This window comes from Streptomyces sp. NPDC055140, from assembly GCF_053607285.1.
In genome coordinates this window covers 162,476-180,149 of sequence record NZ_JBSGTG010000011.1, presented here as the reverse complement: position 1 = coordinate 180,149, position 17,674 = coordinate 162,476, and the positions used below count along the sequence as shown (strand labels likewise).

Sequence of the window (17,674 nt, the reverse complement as noted above, 5' to 3'; positions counted from 1 at the left end):
CGAGTGAGGCGAAGCAAGAGCAGTCCCGAGCCGTCGTCGGCACGGGGCAACTTCACCCCGCCGCCGCGTGCAGCGGCGCCGGCCGCGCATGTGCCACGGGCCGAGGCGCCCCCGGCGCCGTCCGGCGGCCGGATGTCGCCGCGCAACTGGCGTGTGCCCACCAAGCTGAACGCGATCCTGCTCATACCCGTGCTCGTGGGTCTGATCATGGGTGGCTTCCAGGTGAAGGGCTCGATCGACACCTGGAACGAGGCCGAGGACGCGGAGAACACCGCGCGTCTGGTGCAGGCGTCCCTGACGTACGCCAACAGCCTGATCGAGGAGCGCGACATCTCCGCGGCTCCTCTCTTGCGCGGCCACAAGAACGACCCGGAGGTCGTCAAGGCCCGCGAGACGACGAACGAGGCCGCCGACGCCTTCGACGCCGCCGCGAAGAACATGCCGGCCAAGGAAGGCCTGGAGCGCCGCCTCGCGCAGTTCCGTCAGGTCGAGCCCGGCCTGGAGAAGCTGCGGGCCGCCGCGTACACGAGCAAGCTCCCCGCCGTGCAGACCGAAGAGAACTACGTCGGCATCCAGCACCCGCTGATGGAGTTCGCCAACGAGCTCGGCCTCGGCACCGGAAACATCACGAGCTACGGCCGCACGGTCTACGCCATCTCGCTGTCCAAGGCCGCGCTCTCCCTCGAGCGGTCCATCGGTATGCACCTGCTGGTCGAGCCGGGCCCGACGGCCGAGACCTTCGGCAAGCAGAAGATCGCGCTCTCCTCCTACGCCTACCTCGAGGGCATCGCCGTCGAGGAGTACAAGGGCGGCGGCACGCAGGCCGACGTCGACAAGCTCGACGCAGCCCAGAAGCAGCTGACGATCGACGGCGCGAAGCAGGCCAAGCAGGCGGTCGCGGCCGCGAAGGCGCAGGGCAAGACCTACGTCCCGCCGCCGACCGGCGGCTCCACGGCCATGGTGTCCGCCATCGCCACACTGCCCACCACGCAGCCGAGCGCCCGCTTCGCCATCGCGCAGGGCGGCGTCAGCGAGAAGAACTGGTGGGCGGTCAACACCGCCAAGTTCAACGCGTACCGCACCATCGAGTCCGACCTCGCCGACAAGGCCGTGAACGAGGCCGCCGGCATCGCCGACGACGCCAAGCAGTCCACGTTCATCACCGGTGCGGTCGTCCTGGTCGCCCTGCTCGTCGCGTTCGCGCTGGCCGGGATGATGGCACGCCAGATGAGCCGCTCGATGCGCCGACTGCGCACCGCCGCCTTCGACGTCGCCGAGCAGCGCCTGCCGATGCTCGTCGACCAGCTCTCGCGCACCGACCCGGGCCGCGTCGACACCCGTGTGCAGCCCATCCCGATCAACTCCACGGACGAGATCGGCGAGGTCGCCCGCGCCTTCGACCAGGTGCACCGCGAGGCCGTCCGCCTCGCCGCCGAGCAGGCCCTGCTCCGTGGCAACATCAACGCGATCTTCACCAACCTGTCGCGCCGCAACCAGTCCCTGATCGAGGGCCAGCTGACCCTCATCACGGACCTGGAGAACAACGAGGCCGAGCCGGACCAGCTGGAGAACCTTTTCCGCCTGGACCACCTCGCGACCCGTATGCGCCGCAACGGCGAGAACCTCCTCGTCCTCGCCGGCGAGGAGCCGGGCCGCCGCTGGGACCAGCCGGTCCCGCTGGTCGACGTCCTGCGCGCCGCCTCCTCCGAGGTGGAGCAGTACGAGCGCATCGAGCTGTCGGGTGTGCCGGAGGCCGAGATCCACGGCCGTTCGGTGACCGACCTCGTGCACCTGCTCGCCGAGCTCCTGGAGAACGCCACCACGTTCTCCTCGCCGCAGACCAAGGTCCGCGTCACCGCGACCCGTCTCCCCGACGGCCGCGTCATGGTCGAGATCCACGACAAGGGCATCGGCCTCACCGCCGAGGACTTCGCGGACATCAACCACAAGTTGGCCAACCCTCCGACGGTGGACGCCGCGATCTCGCAGCGCATGGGCCTGTTCGTGGTCGGCCGTCTGTCCGACCGGCACGGCATCCGCGTCCAGCTGCGCCCCTCGGGCGAGCAGGCCGGCACGACGTCGCTCGTCATGCTGCCCGACGTCATCACCCACGGTGGCAGCGGCGAGCACCTGCCCGAGTCCGAGTTCACCGTCTCGTCGATGATCCCGTCGCAGTCCGCGTACGAGCCCGCCCCGCTGCGCACCGCCGCGGAGCTCGGCTTCGACGACAGCCGCTACGGCGAGGTCCCGGACGACCTGCACGACCTCGACCCGGTCGGCCGTTCGCTGATGCGCGAGGAGCGCCGCGCGGCCCTGGAGGCCCAGGCGCACACCGGTGACGACCGCCCCCTGTTCCGCGACGAGATCACGGCGGCACAAGGGCAGGACCCGTACGAGGAGCAGCAGACCACCTATGCTCCCGCGCAGCCCGCGTACGACGACCGTCAGCAGCAGACGTACGAGGACCCCTCGTCCGTCTACGCGCAGGGCCAGCAGACGTACGACGAGCAGCCTCAGAACGGCGCCTACAACGACTCGTTCTTCGCGCCGCAGGACGGCTACGCGTCGCAGGACGCCTATACGGAACCTGTCCAGGAGACGTACTCGGCCTTCGGCGAGAGGCCGATGCGCGGCTCGCAGCCGGGCGACTGGCAGGCCCAGGACGGCTACCAGGAGTCCTACCGGTCCGAGCGCACTGCTCAAGCGGAATCCGCGCAGCGCGCTGACGCCGGTCGGCAGGAGCGCGTAGGCTTCGACCCGCACGGTCCCGCGGCCCCGGCCGGGCCCACCCCGTCCGCCGCCCGTTCGCTCACCGACGCCGGTCTTCCGATGCGCGGTTCGAGTGGGCAGCAGCGCCAGGCCCCGGCGGCGACGCCGGCGCCCGACCGTGCCGACAACACCACCCAGCACAACGGCAGCGGCAGCAGCGACGGCAGCAGCTCCGACGACTGGCGTTCGTCCAACGACGAGCGCTGGGTCCGCGCGGAGCAGCTCCGGAAGCCCAAGGCCGGCGGAGTCACCTCCTCCGGTCTGCCGCGCCGGGTGCCCAAGGCCAACCTGGTCGAGGGCACGGCGGAATCGACCCCGCAGGGCGGCCCCCAGGTCTCCCGTGCGCCAGAGGACGTCAGGGGCAGGCTGAGCAACCTGCGCCGTGGCGTGCAGCGGGGGCGCGAAGCAGGAAGTGACACGAACGGCCAGGCCACGAATCAGCACAGTGGTCCTGACAGCACCTACAACCAGGAGCGTTAGTGTGAGCCCGATGAGCCAGGCGGCACAGAACCTGAACTGGTTGATCACCAACTTCGTGGACAACACCCCTGGGGTGTCCCACACGGTGGTGGTCTCCGCCGACGGACTCCTTCTGGCGATGTCCGAAGGGTTCCCGCGTGACCGTGCCGACCAACTGGCTGCCGTCGCGTCGGGTCTTACCTCGCTGACTGCGGGCGCGTCCCGCATCTTCGAGGGCGGCAGCGTGAATCAGACAGTTGTGGAGATGGAGCGAGGATTCCTCTTCCTTATGTCCATCTCCGACGGTTCTTCTCTCGCTGTCCTCGCACACCCGGAGGCGGACATTGGCCTCGTCGGGTACGAGATGGCACTTCTTGTCGACCGCGCGGGTACGGTTCTCACTCCCGACCTGCGGGCCGAGCTTCAGGGGAGCCTTCTCAACTGACAGACAAGCGGTGCGATTTCGCGTCCTGTGGCCGTAAGGTTTCGGGACGCGGCTCCACGGTGATGGTGCCCGGCACAGTTGGAGGAGGAAAGCGTGGCTGGTTCTGCAACACCCCCGAGCGGTTCATCGGCGAACTGGTCCTACGGGCCTGGCCAGGGCCAGGGGCAGGGTGACGCGCCGAACCGGTACAACTTCCCCTCCGCGCCGAGCCACCGGCGACAGCCGTACGCGCCCCCGCACCCGCCGCAGCCGCGGCAGCCGGGGCCGTACGACCAGCCGTCGGCACCTCGCATCCAGCCCGTGCAGCCGCAGCGGCGTCCCGACACCCCTGCGCCGGCTGCCAACAACCCCCTGGTGCGTCCCTACGCCATGACGGGTGGCCGCACCAGGCCGCGCTACCAGCTCGCCATCGAGGCGCTGGTGCACACCACCGCGCAGCCGCACCAGTTGCAGGGCCAGTTGCCCGAGCACCAGCGGATCTGCACGCTCTGCCGAGAGATCAAGTCAGTGGCCGAAGTCTCGGCCCTGCTCAGCATCCCCCTCGGTGTGGCCAGGATCCTCGTCGCCGACTTGGCGGAGGCGGGCCTGGTCGCCATTCATCAGCCCGGCGGCGAAGAGAACGCCGGCGGCCAGCCAGACGTGACTTTGCTCGAAAGGGTGCTCAGTGGACTTCGCAAGCTCTAGCGGAGGGCCTTCCCGCTCCACCACGTCCGCGAAGATCGTGGTGGCGGGCGGCTTCGGCGTCGGCAAGACGACCTTCGTGGGCGCCGTCTCGGAGATCAACCCTCTGCGCACCGAGGCCGTCATGACGTCCGCGTCCGCGGGCATCGACGACCTCACCCACACCGGGGACAAGACGACGACCACCGTCGCCATGGACTTCGGCCGCATCACGCTCGACCAGGACCTGATCCTTTACCTCTTCGGTACGCCCGGTCAGGACCGCTTCTGGTTCATGTGGGACGACCTGGTCCGCGGCGCGATCGGCGCGATCGTCCTCGTCGACACCCGCCGCCTCGCCGACTGCTTCCCGGCCGTCGACTACTTCGAGAACTCCGGGCTGCCCTTCGTCGTCGCCCTCAACGGCTTCGACGGCAGCCAGCCGTACCAGCCGGACGAGGTCCGTGAGGCGCTGCAGATCGGCCCGGACACCCCGATCATCACGACCGACGCCCGCCACCGTGCGGATGCGAAGTCGGCGCTCATCACGCTCGTGGAACACGCGCTGATGGCCCGCCTCCGCTAGCCTCCGGCGCCTCCGGTCATGAAGAAGCCCCCGGGACCCTTTGGGTCCCGGGGGCTTCTTCGCGCTGAGGGCTCGTCCTGCGAGGCCGGACGGGTCGGCCGGGCCGGAGCGGGGCCGGATGCGCCCGCTGCCTAGCCCTGCCAGCTGTGCGGGGCGCGGAAGCCGTGCTGGCGCTCCAGGCGGCGCCAGCCGGCCTTGTCGCGGCCGCGCAGGGCGGGGCTGTCGGTCGGTGCGGCTGCGGCGCGTGCCAGCAGGATCGCGGTCAGGGCCGCGACCTCCTCGGGCTCGGCGTGGCCCTTCTCAACGCGGATGTCGTGTGCAGACATGTGCAGTGATCTCCTTGTGGGGTTACTGCGGGGGGTTGCCGTGCTTGCGCGAAGGCAGGTCGGCGTGCTTCGTGCGCAGCATCGCGAGGGAGCGGATGAGCACCTCGCGGGTCTCGGCGGGGTCGATGACGTCGTCGACCAGGCCCCGCTCGGCCGCGTAGTACGGGTGCATCAGCTCGGCCTTGTACTCCTTCACCATGCGGGTGCGCATGGCCTCGGGGTCCTCGGCCTCGGCGATCTGACGGCGGAAGATGACGTTGGCGGCGCCCTCGGCGCCCATCACGGCGATCTCGTTGGTGGGCCAGGCGTAGGTGAGGTCGGCACCGATCGACTGCGAGTCCATGACGATGTAGGCACCTCCGTACGCCTTGCGCAGGATGAGCGAGATCCGCGGCACGGTGGCGTTGCAGTACGCGTACAGCAGCTTGGCGCCGTGCCGGATGATCCCGCCGTGCTCCTGGTCGACACCGGGCAGGAAGCCGGGGACGTCCAGGAGCGTCACGATGGGAATATTGAAAGCGTCGCACATCTGGACGAAGCGGGCAGCTTTTTCGCTGGCCTCGATGTCCAGGACGCCCGCGAGGGACGAGGGCTGGTTGGCGACGATGCCGACGACCTGACCGTCCAGGCGGGCCAGGGCGCAGATGATGTTGCGCGCCCAGCGCTCGTGGATCTCGAGGTAGTCGCCGTCGTCGACGAGCTCCTCGATGACCTTGGTCATGTCGTACGGGCGGTTGCCGTCGGCCGGAACCAGGTCGAGCAGGACGTCCGAGCGGCGCTCGGCGGGGTCCTCGGAGGCCACGGTCGGCGGGTTCTCGCGGTTGTTGGAGGGCAGCATCGAGATGAGGTAGCGGACCTCGGCGATGCAGGTCTCCTCGTCGTCGTACGCGAAGTGGCAGACGCCCGAGGTCTCGGCGTGCACGTCCGCGCCGCCGAGGCCGTTCTGGGTGATCTCCTCGCCGGTGACCGCCTTGACGACGTCCGGTCCGGTGATGAACATCTGCGAGGTCTCGCGGACCATGAAGACGAAGTCGGTGAGGGCGGGGCTGTAGGCCGCGCCGCCGGCGCACGGGCCGAGCATCACGCTGATCTGCGGGATGACGCCGGACGCCTTGGTGTTGCGCTGGAAGATGCCGCCGTAGCCGGCGAGCGCGGAGACGCCCTCCTGGATACGGGCGCCCGCGCCGTCGTTCAGGGAGACCAGCGGGGCACCGGCCGCGATGGCCATGTCCATGATCTTGTGGATCTTGGTGGCGTGGGCCTCGCCCAGGGCGCCGCCGAAGATGCGGAAGTCGTGCGCGTAGACGAAGACCGTGCGGCCCTCGACCGTGCCCCAGCCGGTGATGACACCGTCGGTGTAGGGCTTCTTGGCCTCCAGACCGAAGCCGGTCGCCCGGTGCCGGCGCAGCTGCTCGACCTCGTTGAACGATCCCGCGTCGAGCAGCAGCTCGATCCGCTCGCGTGCGGTCAGCTTGCCCTTCGCGTGCTGAGCCTCGGTCGCCTTGTCACTGGGCCCGCGCAGCGCCTCCTCACGGATCGCGTGCAGCTCGGCGACGCGTCCGCGCGCGTCGGTGGGCTCATCCCCGGCGGAACCGGCTGAGGCGGTGTCGTCCAAAACGGTCATGTAGCGACCTTACGAAGACGACCAAGCAAAACGGGCCGTCGACTCCGTACAGTCTCCGGCCCGTTTTCCTGGTACCCCCGAACAGAACGCCGTCGCCATGCAGGCGAAGTGACTGCTCAGGGCCCCGCTGTCTTGTAGGGGTCACACAAATGGCTCAGCTGAGAGTCACCTCACACCGATGGCTCACACATGCCGCCTCCGGAGTGACGCGCAGCCGCAGCCTACGGCCCGTGGCGACCACTTCGACCGAGGGGTCGTGGCTGACGACGCGGCGCACGGGCCGGTCCCAGGTGATGTCCACGGGCTCCCCCGTGCGCGGCGGTTCACTGATGGTCAGCGTCGCGGTGCGCCCCTGCCTGCGCAAGAGGACGCTTGCGGGAGCCGACACCGTGAGCTCCCCCACGCTCCCGGCCTGCCAGAAGTTCGCCGCGCTCACGCCGAGGGAGGGCACGGCGACGGCCTGGGCGGCGGCCGTGTTGGCGAGGACCGAAAGCCAGTGGCGGTCGCCCGCGCGCCGCTCGAGGTCGTGCTTCGAGGCGCCCGGCATCAGCAGATAGGCGTACGCGGCGTCGGTGGGGTCCGTGCCGTGGTCGAGCCAGAGCGTCTGCCAGCGACGGGTGCGGCGCTCGGTGGAGCTGGTGGTGTTGATGTCGGACCAGGCGCCGGTGCGGTCCTCGCGCAGGTGGCGCAGCGGGGCGCCGCCGGGGAAGACCCAGCCGCCGTGGCCCTCCAGGTGGGCCCAGCGGGCGCGGGCGGCGCCGTCGACGGTGAAGGCCTGGGTGCCGCCCTCGCCGAGGTTGCGGTTGTCGACGACGGTCTCCACGGGGACACCGTCGGCCGCCGTGATCCCCGCGCCCAGGCACACGACGGTGTCGGCGAGGCAGAACCACGACTTGCGGGCCTGGAGCGTCGAGCCGAGGCCCTTGACGTGCTGTCCGACCGCGGCGAACTCGCCGTCAGTGGCGCCGCCGACCCACTTCACGTCGGGCCGGGCCGCACCCCACTCGCCGCCGGCCTTGTCGGCGAGGCGCTTGGTGGAGACGGTCGTGCCGGGCAGCCGGTAGAAGTCGACGGTCGGCCAGAACCAGTCCGTGTACTGGTCGGACCGATCGCCGCGCTTCCCGGCGGCCCACCAGGAGAGCATGCCGGCGCCCGTGTGCCAGCCGCGCGGGTTCTCGCCGTTGCCGCACTCGTAGTACGCGATCCGGTCCGAGGACATGGAGATGTTCGCGGCGAAGCCGGGGCGCTTGTGCACCGCGCGGTCCATGGCGGCGAACAGCTGGTGTCCGACGGGCTCGGGCGCGGCCGCGACGGCGGAGTCCGCGACGGCGTGCAGCCGGGACAGGTCGGCGACCCCGAACTGCCTGGCGGTCAGCAGGGGCGTGACCGTGTCCCGCTCGATCCAGCCCTTGATCCTCCCGTGCCAGCGCTCGCGCTCGGCCGCGCTCGCACCGGCGGCGAGCTGCGCCATGGCGGCGATCAGGCCCTGGCCGTGGAAGTGGTCGCTGCGCATGACCTTGAGGTCGTCGCTGTTGAGGTAACCGCGGCTGATGGCACGGCCGTTGACGCTGTCCATCATCAGACCGTCGAAGAGGAGCGGGGCGTAGGCGTGCTCGACGCTGTCGAGGATGATCTGCCGGTTCGGGTCGGTGACGGCCCACGTGGACCCGGCGAGCAGCGCGAAGAGCCGGCCGAGCCCGTCGAGCATGACCTGTCCGTAGGTGCCCGAGTAGGCGATGTACGTGTGCTGGACGAACGAGCCGTCGGCGTAGAGGCCGTCCCCCTTGGTGACGTAGGGGAAGACGGGCGAGAGGGCGTCGCGGGCCAGGGCCGTCTTGTCGGCGTTCCTGCCGAGGATGCCGCGCAGGGCGACCGAGCGGCACAGGTCGACGCGGTTGGCGCCGGTGGAGGTGCCCGAGTAGTCGTGCAGGACCGCGTCGGGGACGAAGTGGTCGACGGCGGCGAAGGCGGCGTCGCGTCGGCCCTGCGTGAGGTGCTCGTAGAGGACGGCGACGATGTCCATCAGGAGGCGGGGGCTGCCGATCTGCCACTCCCACCAGTTCCCGTATCGCGTGGTGGTCGCGTTGTAGACGGTCGCGGCGAGGTGGTCGAGTCCCTTGACGATGTCGGCGAGGAGGCCCGCGTCGCCGGTGGATCCCGTGCCCTCCTGGGCGTAGGCCTGGGTCATCGTCCACAGGCGGTTGTACGCCTGAGTGATGCCGGCCGGCGGGTCGAAGGGGTAGCCGGGCCAGAGGGACGTGGCGGTCGGGGCCATCGTCTCTCTGAAGCCGCGGGCGAGTCCTCCGAGTTCCTTCAGGCGAGAGGCATAGGGCTCGGCGGTGGCGTCATAGCCGGTGCCGAGGGAGATCTCCAGCCATCGCTTGCGCAGGGTGTCGAACTCGTCGCCGGAAGCGTCCGAAGCGTCGGCGGCATGGGCGGGCGTGGCAAGTGCCGTACCAGTCAGGAGAGTTGACGCGATGAGGAACGTGCGGCGCGTGGGTGTCATGGGGTTGCACCTAATCAGTCGTAGAAAGCGCTGTCTACGGTGTGCGCGGAAGGGGCCCCGCCGCTGAGAGCGGGGCCCCGGGACGCGGTGGGATCAACTACCGCAGTGGAAGCGGGCGTTGCCCCAGTCGGCGTGGTCGTTGCCCGGACCGTCGCCGCCGTCGCCCGTGATCAGGTCGACGTACTTGGCGCCGGTCACGTCCGCGGTCAGCGACCAGGCGCTGTCGGCGGCCTTGAGGACCGGCGACCGGACCTTCTGGGTGCCGTCCGCCTCGACGGAGAACTGCACGCTGCCGCGCGTCCCCTGCGAGTCGTCCTGGCCGACCTCGGCGGTGAACGAGGTGCAGCGGCCGCCCAGGTAGTAGCGGATCTTCCCGGGGGACGCGGTACCGAGGCCCTTGGCGTAGACGGTGCCGTTGACGGTCAGCGGCTTGCCGTCACCGGCGCCGGTCTCGCCGTTCTCCATGTCCCTCTCTGCGGGACCCCAGCCGTTGTCCATGGCCGTCCAGTCCAGGTCACTGGCGTACGTGTCCGCGGTGGGCGGCGGCGGGAGCGTGCGCACGGTGGCGCCCGCGGTCAGCGTCCGTGCGCTGCCCCCGACGGTGTACGTCGCCTTCGAACTCAGCTGGTACGGCTGGTACTTGGCGTCGACCGGCGGGGTGACCTGCCAGGTGGCCGTCGCCTTGGCGCCGGGCGCGACCGGGTCGAGCGCGACGGGGCCCGCGGGCTCGGCCTGCCAGCCCTCGGGCAGGCCGAGCGAGAGGGACGCGCCCTTGACCTCGCTCGCCTCGTAGTTGGTGAAGGTGGCCTCGACCTTGTTCTTCCGGCCGGGCTCCAGCGTCTCGTCCGACTTCAGGGCGAGGGTGCCGCAGGCCGCCTTCTCCTCGGCCGGGCCGAGGTCGGTGACGGTGAAGTCGTCGAGCACGAAGTCGGCGCCGTCCGGGGCCCCTTCGAGCTTGCGCAGGCCGGTCCAGGCGTCGCCGCAGCCCGCCGTGACGGTGCCCTCGTAGTGGCCCGTGGTGCGCTGCTGCCCGATCGGGGTGCTCGCGGTCTCGACCTGGTCGGGGGTGCCGTCGGCGGCGATCCGGTCGTAGCCGCTCACCCACTGGTAGGCGCCCGCGTGGCTGGACTGGTAGTCGAACGCGACCTTGTAGGCGTGCCCGTCCGCCATCGGCACGTCGGCCGGGGAGGTGCGGTAGACGACGCCGGTGTTCTCCTCGTGGGACTTCAGGGACTCGCCGCCGCCGATGACGTCGTCGACGAGCTTTCCGTTCCAGCCGGCCTGGGTGTACGGGGCGTTCTTCTGCGCGATGTGTGTGCGCGGGTCCGTGACGCCGCCGGCGTCACCCTTGTCGAAGGGGCCCCAGCCCTGGTCGACGTCCTCGAAGTCCTCGTGCACGACGGTGCCGGGCTTCGTCGACGGAGCGTTGCTCACGAGGCGTACGTCGTCGATGCGGACCTTCGCGGACGAGCCCTTGGCGGCCTCGATCCGCAGCGTGGTGCGGCCGTTCGCGGGCGCCGTGAAGGTGGCCTTCACGCGCTGCATGTAGGTGCCGCCCCAGTCGCTGGAGGAGACGCCGTTCTGCAGCGTGGAGCGCTCGACCGCGACAGACTTCCCGCCCGCGCTGAGCGTCGTACGGCGGGACGTGCCGGGTTCGACCTCGACCCAGGCGGAGGCGGTGTAGCGCTTGCCCGCGTCGAGGCCGCTCACGCGCTGCTCGATCGCGGCGGTGCCGGTCCCGCTCAGGGCGGCGCTGTTGCGGCCGTGGTCGTCGGTGTCGCGCCCGACCGTGCCGTCCTTGTCCCAGGCGGCGAGGCGGGCGTCGTTGAAACCGGGGTCCTTGACGTGCGTGCCCTCGCCCCAGGCCGGGTCGACCGCGTGCGGCGCCTCGTCCGCGGGGTAGAGCACGTACGGCTGCCCGGCATCGGCCTTCAGCGTGACCTTGCCGCCGGAGGCCCGCACGGTGCCGGTCTTCACGCGGCCGTTGTCGGTGAGCCTGTAGACGGTGTACGAGGATCCGGGCACGGCCCAGCTCGTCGTACCGCCGTCCTTGTTGTAGTGGTACAGCTTCTTGCCGCCGTCCCACGGGAGCAGATAGGCCGTCCCGTCGAGGACCTTCCTGCCGTGGTCGTAGAAGGTGCGCCGGCCGTCCTCGACGGTGCCGCGGAGCCCGCCGGTGAAGGTGATGTCGTTGCCGTTCCAGCGGGTGATCTGCTGGTGCTGGAGGAACTTGGCGGGCAGGTCGCGCTGCCAGACGTTGTCGTAGAAGGCGTTCCAGTCGTTCTCGCCGGTCCAGCCCTCGAACTCGTCGATGGCGCTCTGGCCGAGGACCGGGTCGCTGTTCCAGACGTCCTTCTCGCCGTTGCGGATGAAGCGGATGATCTTCGAGTTGAGGCCCTTGTCGGTCTTGGGCCCGTAGTCGAGGTCGTTGGCCCAGTGCGACCACAGCGACTCGCGCTCGAACTTGTCGGCCCACTCGGAGGCCAGGTTCCAGCCCTGGGCGCGGACGGCCTCGGCGGTCTTCTCGGCGATCCAGCCGTGCGTGTAGTAGACGTCGATGTAGATCGTCGTGAGGTTCGGGTCGGTCTCCTCGCGCAGCTGCTTGAACCGGGCGGCGAGGTCTCCGCTGTTGATGTCGCGGCGCTGGTCGATGTAGTAGCTCTGGTCGAGCCAGTTCCAGCCAGGGGCCTTGGGGTCGACGAGGTCGCCGGTGAAGTGCTGGGCGACGGGGTACGCCTCGGTGGCGTTCACGTGCACGCCGAAGCTGGTGCCGAACTTCTTGCCGCCCTTGAGCAGCTTGTTGAGGTCCTTCAGGCCCCCGGCACGCTTGTTGATGTTGCCGCCGTAGTCGGGGTGCGCGGAGTCGTGGCCCTCGGAGGCGTAGCCCTTGAGCAGGGCGAACTGGCCGAGGTTGTCGGTCGCGAGCGAGATCCGCTTGACGTCGTCGAGCGTGCGCAGGAAGGGGTGCGTGGCCTGGCTGGCGAAGTTGAACGGGATGTGCGTGATGACCCGGCCGGGGGTGCCGTCGCTGCCCTTCGCCTTCACGCCGATCGAATGGAAGGCGACCGCACCGTCCTGCCAGTCGACCTTGCCGTCGCCGTTCGCGTCGGGCGTGACGACGACCTTCGCCCACGGCAGGTCCTTGTCCGGCGCCGGGGCTCCTTCGCCGCGGTAGGTCCACTGGCCCGACCAGACACCGACGCGGGTGGAGCCGTCGGCCGACTTGCGCGCCTGGTGCCAGAACCGGGCGTCGTCGCCGCCGGTCTTGCCGCTCGGTCTGTCGTACGTGGAGTTGGACTCGACGGCGGCGGCGAGCCGCCCCGTGTTGACGATGGCGTACGAGGCGCCGATCGGCGAGGCGTCGGCCGGGGTGTCCGCCGCGACCTTGCCGAAGACGTCGGCGGTCCGCGTCGAGTCGTTGTCCAGCGTCGTGAACGCGGTCTCGGCGCCGCCGTCCGCACTGCCCACGGAGACGAGGTCGTGCCCGGGTATGTCGATCGTGCCGACCCGGAAGGCCGCGGTGTCGCGCACGGCGGTCACCTTGAAGGTCGTCGCGCGCCCGCTGACGCTCAGCGAGGCGTCGATCTCGACGTCGGCGAGGTCCGGGAAGGTCAGCGTGTACGAGGCCTTGGACCCGGTGAGGACCGGGGCGCCCTTCACGGCGACCGCGTACGCCTTGCCGTTCAGGGTGACCTTGTCCACCGGATTCGTACTGCCGAGGAGCTCGGCACCGGAGGCGCGGTCGGTGTACGCGAGGACACGCGGGAAGTCGTCGGCGACGGCGACGGACAGCTGCGCGGATCCGATGACGGCCTGCGCCACGGCGGGCGCGGGGTCGGCGGCGGCCGGCAGTACGGGGCCCGTGAGGGCGAACACGGCGGACGATGCGGCGGCGACCGCCACGGCGCAGGCGGCGCGAGATCTTCGTGACATAGGGGACTGGGTATCGGCGCGGGCGCGGCCGGTCAACGGACTCGGCACTTCCGGGCGGCAGCAGTCCAACAACCACCGCCCGGAAGTCCAAGTCAGCGCGCGCGGGCGCCGGTTCGGTCAGCAGCCGCCGCAGTTGTAGTAGAGGACATCCCAGTGGTTGCCCTCGTCGGCGTAGATGTTGCCGGAACCCGACTGGTACTGCGGGGCTCCGTCGCCGCGCAGGCCGATGTACGCGAACGTGTTCTTGATGTAGTTCGTGACGCAGGTGTTCTTGCCGTAGTCGAGCTTGTAGCCGTTCCAGTGCGAGTAGGTGCCGCTCGCGTGGCCGGTCTCGGTGCCGCCGGTGATGTTCAGCGCGCAGCCGGTGGCGCGCTTGAGGGTCTGGGCGCCCTGGGCGGTGGCGAGGTTGAGCTGGTCGAAGGACGTACAGGTGGAGTTGTTGCGGTTGGAGCAGCCGCCGGAGGACGACCAGGTGATGCCTACCTGGCTGAACATCGAGGTCGCGGTGGCGTGGCTGATCTTGGTGGCGGCCTGGGCGTCGGTGGCGGAGCTGAACACACCGAAGCCGGGGGCGAAGAGGGCGCCGAGTACGAGCGCGAGGGCGCTCACGACCGAGCGGATTCTCATGGGGAGGGGGTCCTTCCTGCTGGTGACCGTGCTGGCTGTGAGACGGCTGTGCAGGTGGAGCAAGGAGATAGTGCCCGAGTTCTACGCGCGTCCGCCAGAGCGCGTCGAATGACGACGCGGTGTAATCGAGATGACACGAGCTGTTTGATGTTGAAAGTTGAACAGAACGGCGCTACAGTCGTTCTCGTTGAACGTTAAACATTCAACCGACTCCCCCGCCACGCCCCGTCCCCAAGGAGCAGTCATGGGTCTCTTCGGCCGCAAGAACGACGACGCCACCCCCGCCGCCACCGGCGCGGTCAACCCCGACCTCGCCGCCCTGACCGGCGACTACACCATCGACCCCGCGCACACCACGATCGGTTTCGTGGCCCGCCACGCCATGGTCACCAACGTCAAGGGCTCCTTCACCGAGTCGTCGGGCACCCTGCACCTGGACGGCTCGGACCCGTCGAAGTCGACCGCGTCGATCGACGTCACGATGAACAGCATCGACACCGGCAACTCCGACCGCGACACCCACCTGAAGAGCTCCGACTTCTTCAAGACGGACGAGTTCCCGACGATGACGTTCCGCTCCACCTCCGCCGAGGCCCTGGGCGACGACTACCGGATCACCGGTGACCTGACGATCCTCGGCACCACCAAGCCGCTCACGATCGACCTGGAGTTCAACGGCTCGGCGACGGACCCGTTCGGCAACGAGCGCGTCGGCTTCGAGGGCAAGAGCGAGATCCTGCGCTCCGAGTGGGGCCTGACCTGGAACGCGGCCCTGGAGACCGGCGGCGTCCTCGTCTCGGACAAGATCAAGCTGACCTTCGACATCTCGGCGATCAAGAACGCCGCCTGACACCGCTGCCGCGAGCCCGCCCCTCACGGCTCCCCGCACCACGAGCACGCCCGTCCTTCCCGTCCCCCGCGGACGAAGGGCGGGCTCTCGTCGTATCCGGGGGTCTGCGGGAGCGACAACACGGGCCGCAGCAAAGGAAATTGAAGGCTACCTTCCGGTAATCCCGTCACTTGAGACGACTCATTACTCTCCCTTCACTTGGGCATCACACGGCGCTACGCTGCGTGCGACTGCCGAGCGATCGACTCCGCTCGAATCGGCTCCGCTCGCCCCCAGAGGTCTCCCCCTCCCCGTCGCGCCCCGGTGGCGCCGCAGGGCAGGCCTTCTGCCGTTCCCCGAAAGGCGCCACCGTTCCCATGAGCACGAACAGAGGGCTTCAGGCCAACGCCCTCGGCACCTCCGACAGCATCGTGATGGCCGTGGCCGGCAGCGCGCCGGCCTACTCGATCGCCGCCACCACCGCCGTGCTGATCGGCACGGTGGGCCTCGCCGCACCGGCCGCGCTCCTCTACTGCGCGATACCCATGCTCGGCATCGCCTGGGCCTTCAACTACCTGGGCCGCCTCGACGTGAACGCAGGCGCCAGCTACTCCTGGGTCGGCCGCGCCCTGCACCCCTTCCTCGGCTTCATCAGCGGCTGGTCCCTGGTGGTCTCGGCGACCATCTTCATGGTCGCGGGCTCCCTCCCGGCCGGCGCCATGACGCTCGAACTCGTCGCCCCCGCCCACGCCGACAACACCGCGCTCGCCGCGGCCGTGGGCGCGGTCTGGTTCCTGGCCATGCTGGTCGTCGTGCTCATGGGCGCCAAACTGACCGTCCACGCCCAGCTCCTGATGTCCGGGATCGAGCTGGTCATCCTGCTCGCGGTGGCCGCCGCCGCGGTGTTCAGCGACAAGCGGGTCAACGAATTCTCCTGGTCCTGGCTGGGGTTCGGGCACTTCGACGGGGCGTCCGGGTTCGCGGCGGGCGCGCTGATCGCCGCGTTCTACTACTGGGGCTGGGACGTCACCAGCAACCTCAGCGAGGAGACCCGTAACAGCCGGAAGACCTCGGGGCTCGCCGGGCTGATCGGCGTCGGCATCGTGTTCGTCCTCTTCGAGGTCTTCACGATCACCACCAACATGCTGCTCACGCCCAAGGAGATCGCGACCAGCGACAACATCATGGGGCTGCTCGGCGAGCGCGTACTGCCGGGCCCCGGCGGCGAGTTGCTGATCGTGGCGGTGATGCTGTCCACCATCGCCACCCTGGAGACCACCCTGATCCAGGTGACGCGCTCCCTCTTCTCCATGGGCCGCGACCGTACGCTGCCCTCCGCCCTCGGCAGGTCGCACCCTCGCCGGCAGACGCCGTGGGTCGCGATCGTCGTCGTCGGTGTCGTTGCCCTCGCCCTCTTCGTGGCGTCGACCGCGCTCGGCTCGGTCTCGGCCGTCCTGGAGGACGCCGTCGCCGCGATCGGACTGCAGATCGCGGTCTACTACGGCCTCGCGGGCCTCGCCGTCGTCGTGGCGTACCGCAAGCTGCTGTTCAGATCGGCGGCCAATTTCTTCTTCGGCGGTCTGTGGCCGCTGACCGGCTCGCTCTTCATGATCTGGGTGTTCGTCGAGTCCCTCGGCAGCCTGTCGGGCACGGCCGTCTCGATCGGCGTCGGCGGCATCGCCGTGGGTCTCGTCCCGATGCTCTGGTACCGCGCCAAGGGTTCCGCCTACTACCGCCCCGCCCGCCTGGACGCGGCGCGCTCGGAGCAGGTGCACGCCGAGTACGGGCACCAGGCGCCGGTGTACGCGGCATCGTCCGGCGACACCCTGTCCACCGACTTCTGAGCAGCACCCACAACTGCCGGGGACCGACCGACCGTACCCAGGACCATCACCGACTACTGACTGGCGAGGACGCCGATGACCGTCCGTTTCGATCCCACGAACGGCGACCGGGCCCTGGCGGAGGCCCGCGCGGACATCACGATCGGTCGCTGGCAAGGACTGCCCGAGCTGTGCGCGGCGGCCGGCTCCGACTGGGACCGGCGGACGTTCCGGATGCGCCTGCTCGCCCAGGCCACCGCGGGCACGTCCGTCGCCGAGTCCTGGCACGAGTCGCAGCCGCGGAACGCCGACGCGCTGGTCCTGCGGGCCGAGACCGAGGTGATGCGGGCGTTCAACCTGGCGATGGCGGCCGGCCCGGGGAACGCGGTCGACCCGGACCAGCTGGAGCGGGCCGTGCGCACCGCGCTGCGGGCGGCGGAGGCGTTTCCCGCGGATCCGGTGCCCTGGGTCTCGCTCCTGACGATCGCCCGCCTGTTTCCCGGCGGGCACCCGTCCATGGAGCACTGGTGGAAGGAGCTGCACCAGCGTGACCCGGACAACCGCGAGGGCAACCACCAGGTGCTGCGCCATCTTTCGGCGCGCTGGCACGGCTCGCACGGCGTCATGTACAACTTCGCCCAGGACGTGACGGCGACCCTCCCGCCCGGGTCGCCCCTCGCCGTGCTGCCGCAGATGGCCCGGATCGAGGAGTACCGCTACCGCGTCGAGCGGGAGGGCTCCCAGGCGATCGGCCTGCTCCAGTTCTGGAACAACGAGAACAGCGCGTCGCAGGCCCGGCGCACCTGGCACCTGTGGATCGCGCAGCGGCAGTACACGTACGCGCAGGACATCGCGGATCTCAACACCCTTGCGCACGCGTCCTGTTATGCCGACCTGACCGGCGAGGCCGCGCATCTCTTCCGGCTTCTCGACGGACAGGCGACCCGCGTCCCGTGGTCGTGCCACGGCGTCCCGGAGGAGATCTTCACGCGCTGGCAGTCGAAGCTTCTGGGCTGACCTGGCCTACGCGGATGTGACGTGAGTCACCCGGCACCTCCGTGGTGTCACATTCCGGCCCGTCTCTTCC

Annotated in this window: 12 protein-coding genes; 7 read left to right on the top strand and 5 right to left on the bottom strand. The window is 69.9% G+C overall.

The annotated features are described in order from the left end of the window. The first annotated feature begins 3 nt into the window (after positions 1-3). From ACWFR4_RS22315 to ACWFR4_RS22300, 4 genes are all read left to right on the top strand, one after another. Positions 4-3,249: a sensor histidine kinase gene (locus ACWFR4_RS22315; RefSeq protein WP_453654145.1), complete on the top strand. Its 3,246-nt coding sequence runs from the start codon at positions 4-6 to the stop codon at positions 3,247-3,249. A gap of 10 nt (positions 3,250-3,259) precedes the next feature. Then, a complete protein-coding gene (locus tag ACWFR4_RS22310) occupies positions 3,260-3,673 on the top strand; it encodes a roadblock/LC7 domain-containing protein (RefSeq protein ID WP_100595178.1) in 414 nt (137 codons plus the stop codon). A 93-nt stretch (positions 3,674-3,766) separates the two neighbouring features. Next, the gene (locus tag ACWFR4_RS22305; RefSeq protein WP_326710984.1) at positions 3,767-4,357 is read left to right on the top strand and encodes a DUF742 domain-containing protein; all 591 of its coding nucleotides are present in this window, start codon (positions 3,767-3,769) and stop codon (positions 4,355-4,357) included. Next, positions 4,338-4,919, top strand: coding sequence for a GTP-binding protein (locus ACWFR4_RS22300; RefSeq protein ID WP_054239772.1), 582 nt, complete (start codon positions 4,338-4,340; stop codon positions 4,917-4,919). Before ACWFR4_RS22305 ends, ACWFR4_RS22300 begins: the two co-directional genes overlap by 20 nt. Positions 4,920-5,050: 131 nt before the next feature. On the opposite strand, the gene ACWFR4_RS22295 is transcribed toward ACWFR4_RS22300, so the two are convergent. From ACWFR4_RS22295 to ACWFR4_RS22275, 5 genes are all read right to left on the bottom strand, one after another. Beyond that, a complete protein-coding gene (locus ACWFR4_RS22295) occupies positions 5,051-5,245 on the bottom strand; it encodes an acyl-CoA carboxylase epsilon subunit (protein WP_116509484.1) in 195 nt (64 codons plus the stop codon). Between the two features lie 22 nt (positions 5,246-5,267). After that, positions 5,268-6,869, bottom strand: a complete 1,602-nt coding sequence (locus tag ACWFR4_RS22290; RefSeq protein WP_116509487.1) for an acyl-CoA carboxylase subunit beta — start codon at positions 6,867-6,869, stop codon at positions 5,268-5,270. A gap of 154 nt (positions 6,870-7,023) precedes the next feature. Then, positions 7,024-9,375 (bottom strand): polysaccharide lyase 8 family protein, encoded by a 2,352-nt coding sequence (locus ACWFR4_RS22285; protein ID WP_453654143.1) that lies wholly within the window; start codon positions 9,373-9,375, stop codon positions 7,024-7,026. 93 nt (positions 9,376-9,468) lie between these two features. Further along, positions 9,469-13,308, bottom strand: a complete 3,840-nt coding sequence (locus ACWFR4_RS22280; RefSeq protein ID WP_453654141.1) for an endo-alpha-N-acetylgalactosaminidase family protein — start codon at positions 13,306-13,308, stop codon at positions 9,469-9,471. A 117-nt stretch (positions 13,309-13,425) separates the two neighbouring features. Beyond that, complete coding sequence (locus ACWFR4_RS22275) at positions 13,426-13,935, bottom strand: hypothetical protein (protein WP_453466677.1); 510 nt, start codon at positions 13,933-13,935, stop codon at positions 13,426-13,428. Between the two features lie 244 nt (positions 13,936-14,179). Here ACWFR4_RS22275 and ACWFR4_RS22270 point away from each other — a divergent pair, with 244 nt between their 5' ends. The 3 genes from ACWFR4_RS22270 (at position 14,180) to ACWFR4_RS22260 (ending at position 17,604) form a co-directional block, all read left to right on the top strand. Then, complete coding sequence (locus ACWFR4_RS22270) at positions 14,180-14,785, top strand: YceI family protein (RefSeq protein ID WP_453466679.1); 606 nt, start codon at positions 14,180-14,182, stop codon at positions 14,783-14,785. 356 nt (positions 14,786-15,141) lie between these two features. Next, a complete protein-coding gene (locus ACWFR4_RS22265; protein ID WP_453466681.1) occupies positions 15,142-16,608 on the top strand; it encodes an APC family permease in 1,467 nt (488 codons plus the stop codon). 75 nt (positions 16,609-16,683) lie between these two features. Then, complete coding sequence (locus tag ACWFR4_RS22260) at positions 16,684-17,604, top strand: hypothetical protein (protein ID WP_453654139.1); 921 nt, start codon at positions 16,684-16,686, stop codon at positions 17,602-17,604. Positions 17,605-17,674 lie beyond the last annotated feature (70 nt).

Coding starts and splice junctions, on each gene's coding strand:
- ACWFR4_RS22265 (WP_453466681.1), top strand. CDS start 15,142: ATGAGCACGAACAGAGGGCTTCAGGCCAACGCCCTCGGCACCTCCGAC.
- ACWFR4_RS22270 (WP_453466679.1), top strand. CDS start 14,180: ATGGGTCTCTTCGGCCGCAAGAACGACGACGCCACCCCCGCCGCCACC.
- ACWFR4_RS22310 (WP_100595178.1), top strand. CDS start 3,260: ATGAGCCAGGCGGCACAGAACCTGAACTGGTTGATCACCAACTTCGTG.
- ACWFR4_RS22290 (WP_116509487.1), bottom strand. CDS start 6,869: ATGACCGTTTTGGACGACACCGCCTCAGCCGGTTCCGCCGGGGATGAG.
- ACWFR4_RS22275 (WP_453466677.1), bottom strand. CDS start 13,935: ATGAGAATCCGCTCGGTCGTGAGCGCCCTCGCGCTCGTACTCGGCGCC.
- ACWFR4_RS22295 (WP_116509484.1), bottom strand. CDS start 5,245: ATGTCTGCACACGACATCCGCGTTGAGAAGGGCCACGCCGAGCCCGAG.
- ACWFR4_RS22260 (WP_453654139.1), top strand. CDS start 16,684: ATGACCGTCCGTTTCGATCCCACGAACGGCGACCGGGCCCTGGCGGAG.
- ACWFR4_RS22285 (WP_453654143.1), bottom strand. CDS start 9,375: ATGACACCCACGCGCCGCACGTTCCTCATCGCGTCAACTCTCCTGACT.
- ACWFR4_RS22280 (WP_453654141.1), bottom strand. CDS start 13,308: ATGTCACGAAGATCTCGCGCCGCCTGCGCCGTGGCGGTCGCCGCCGCA.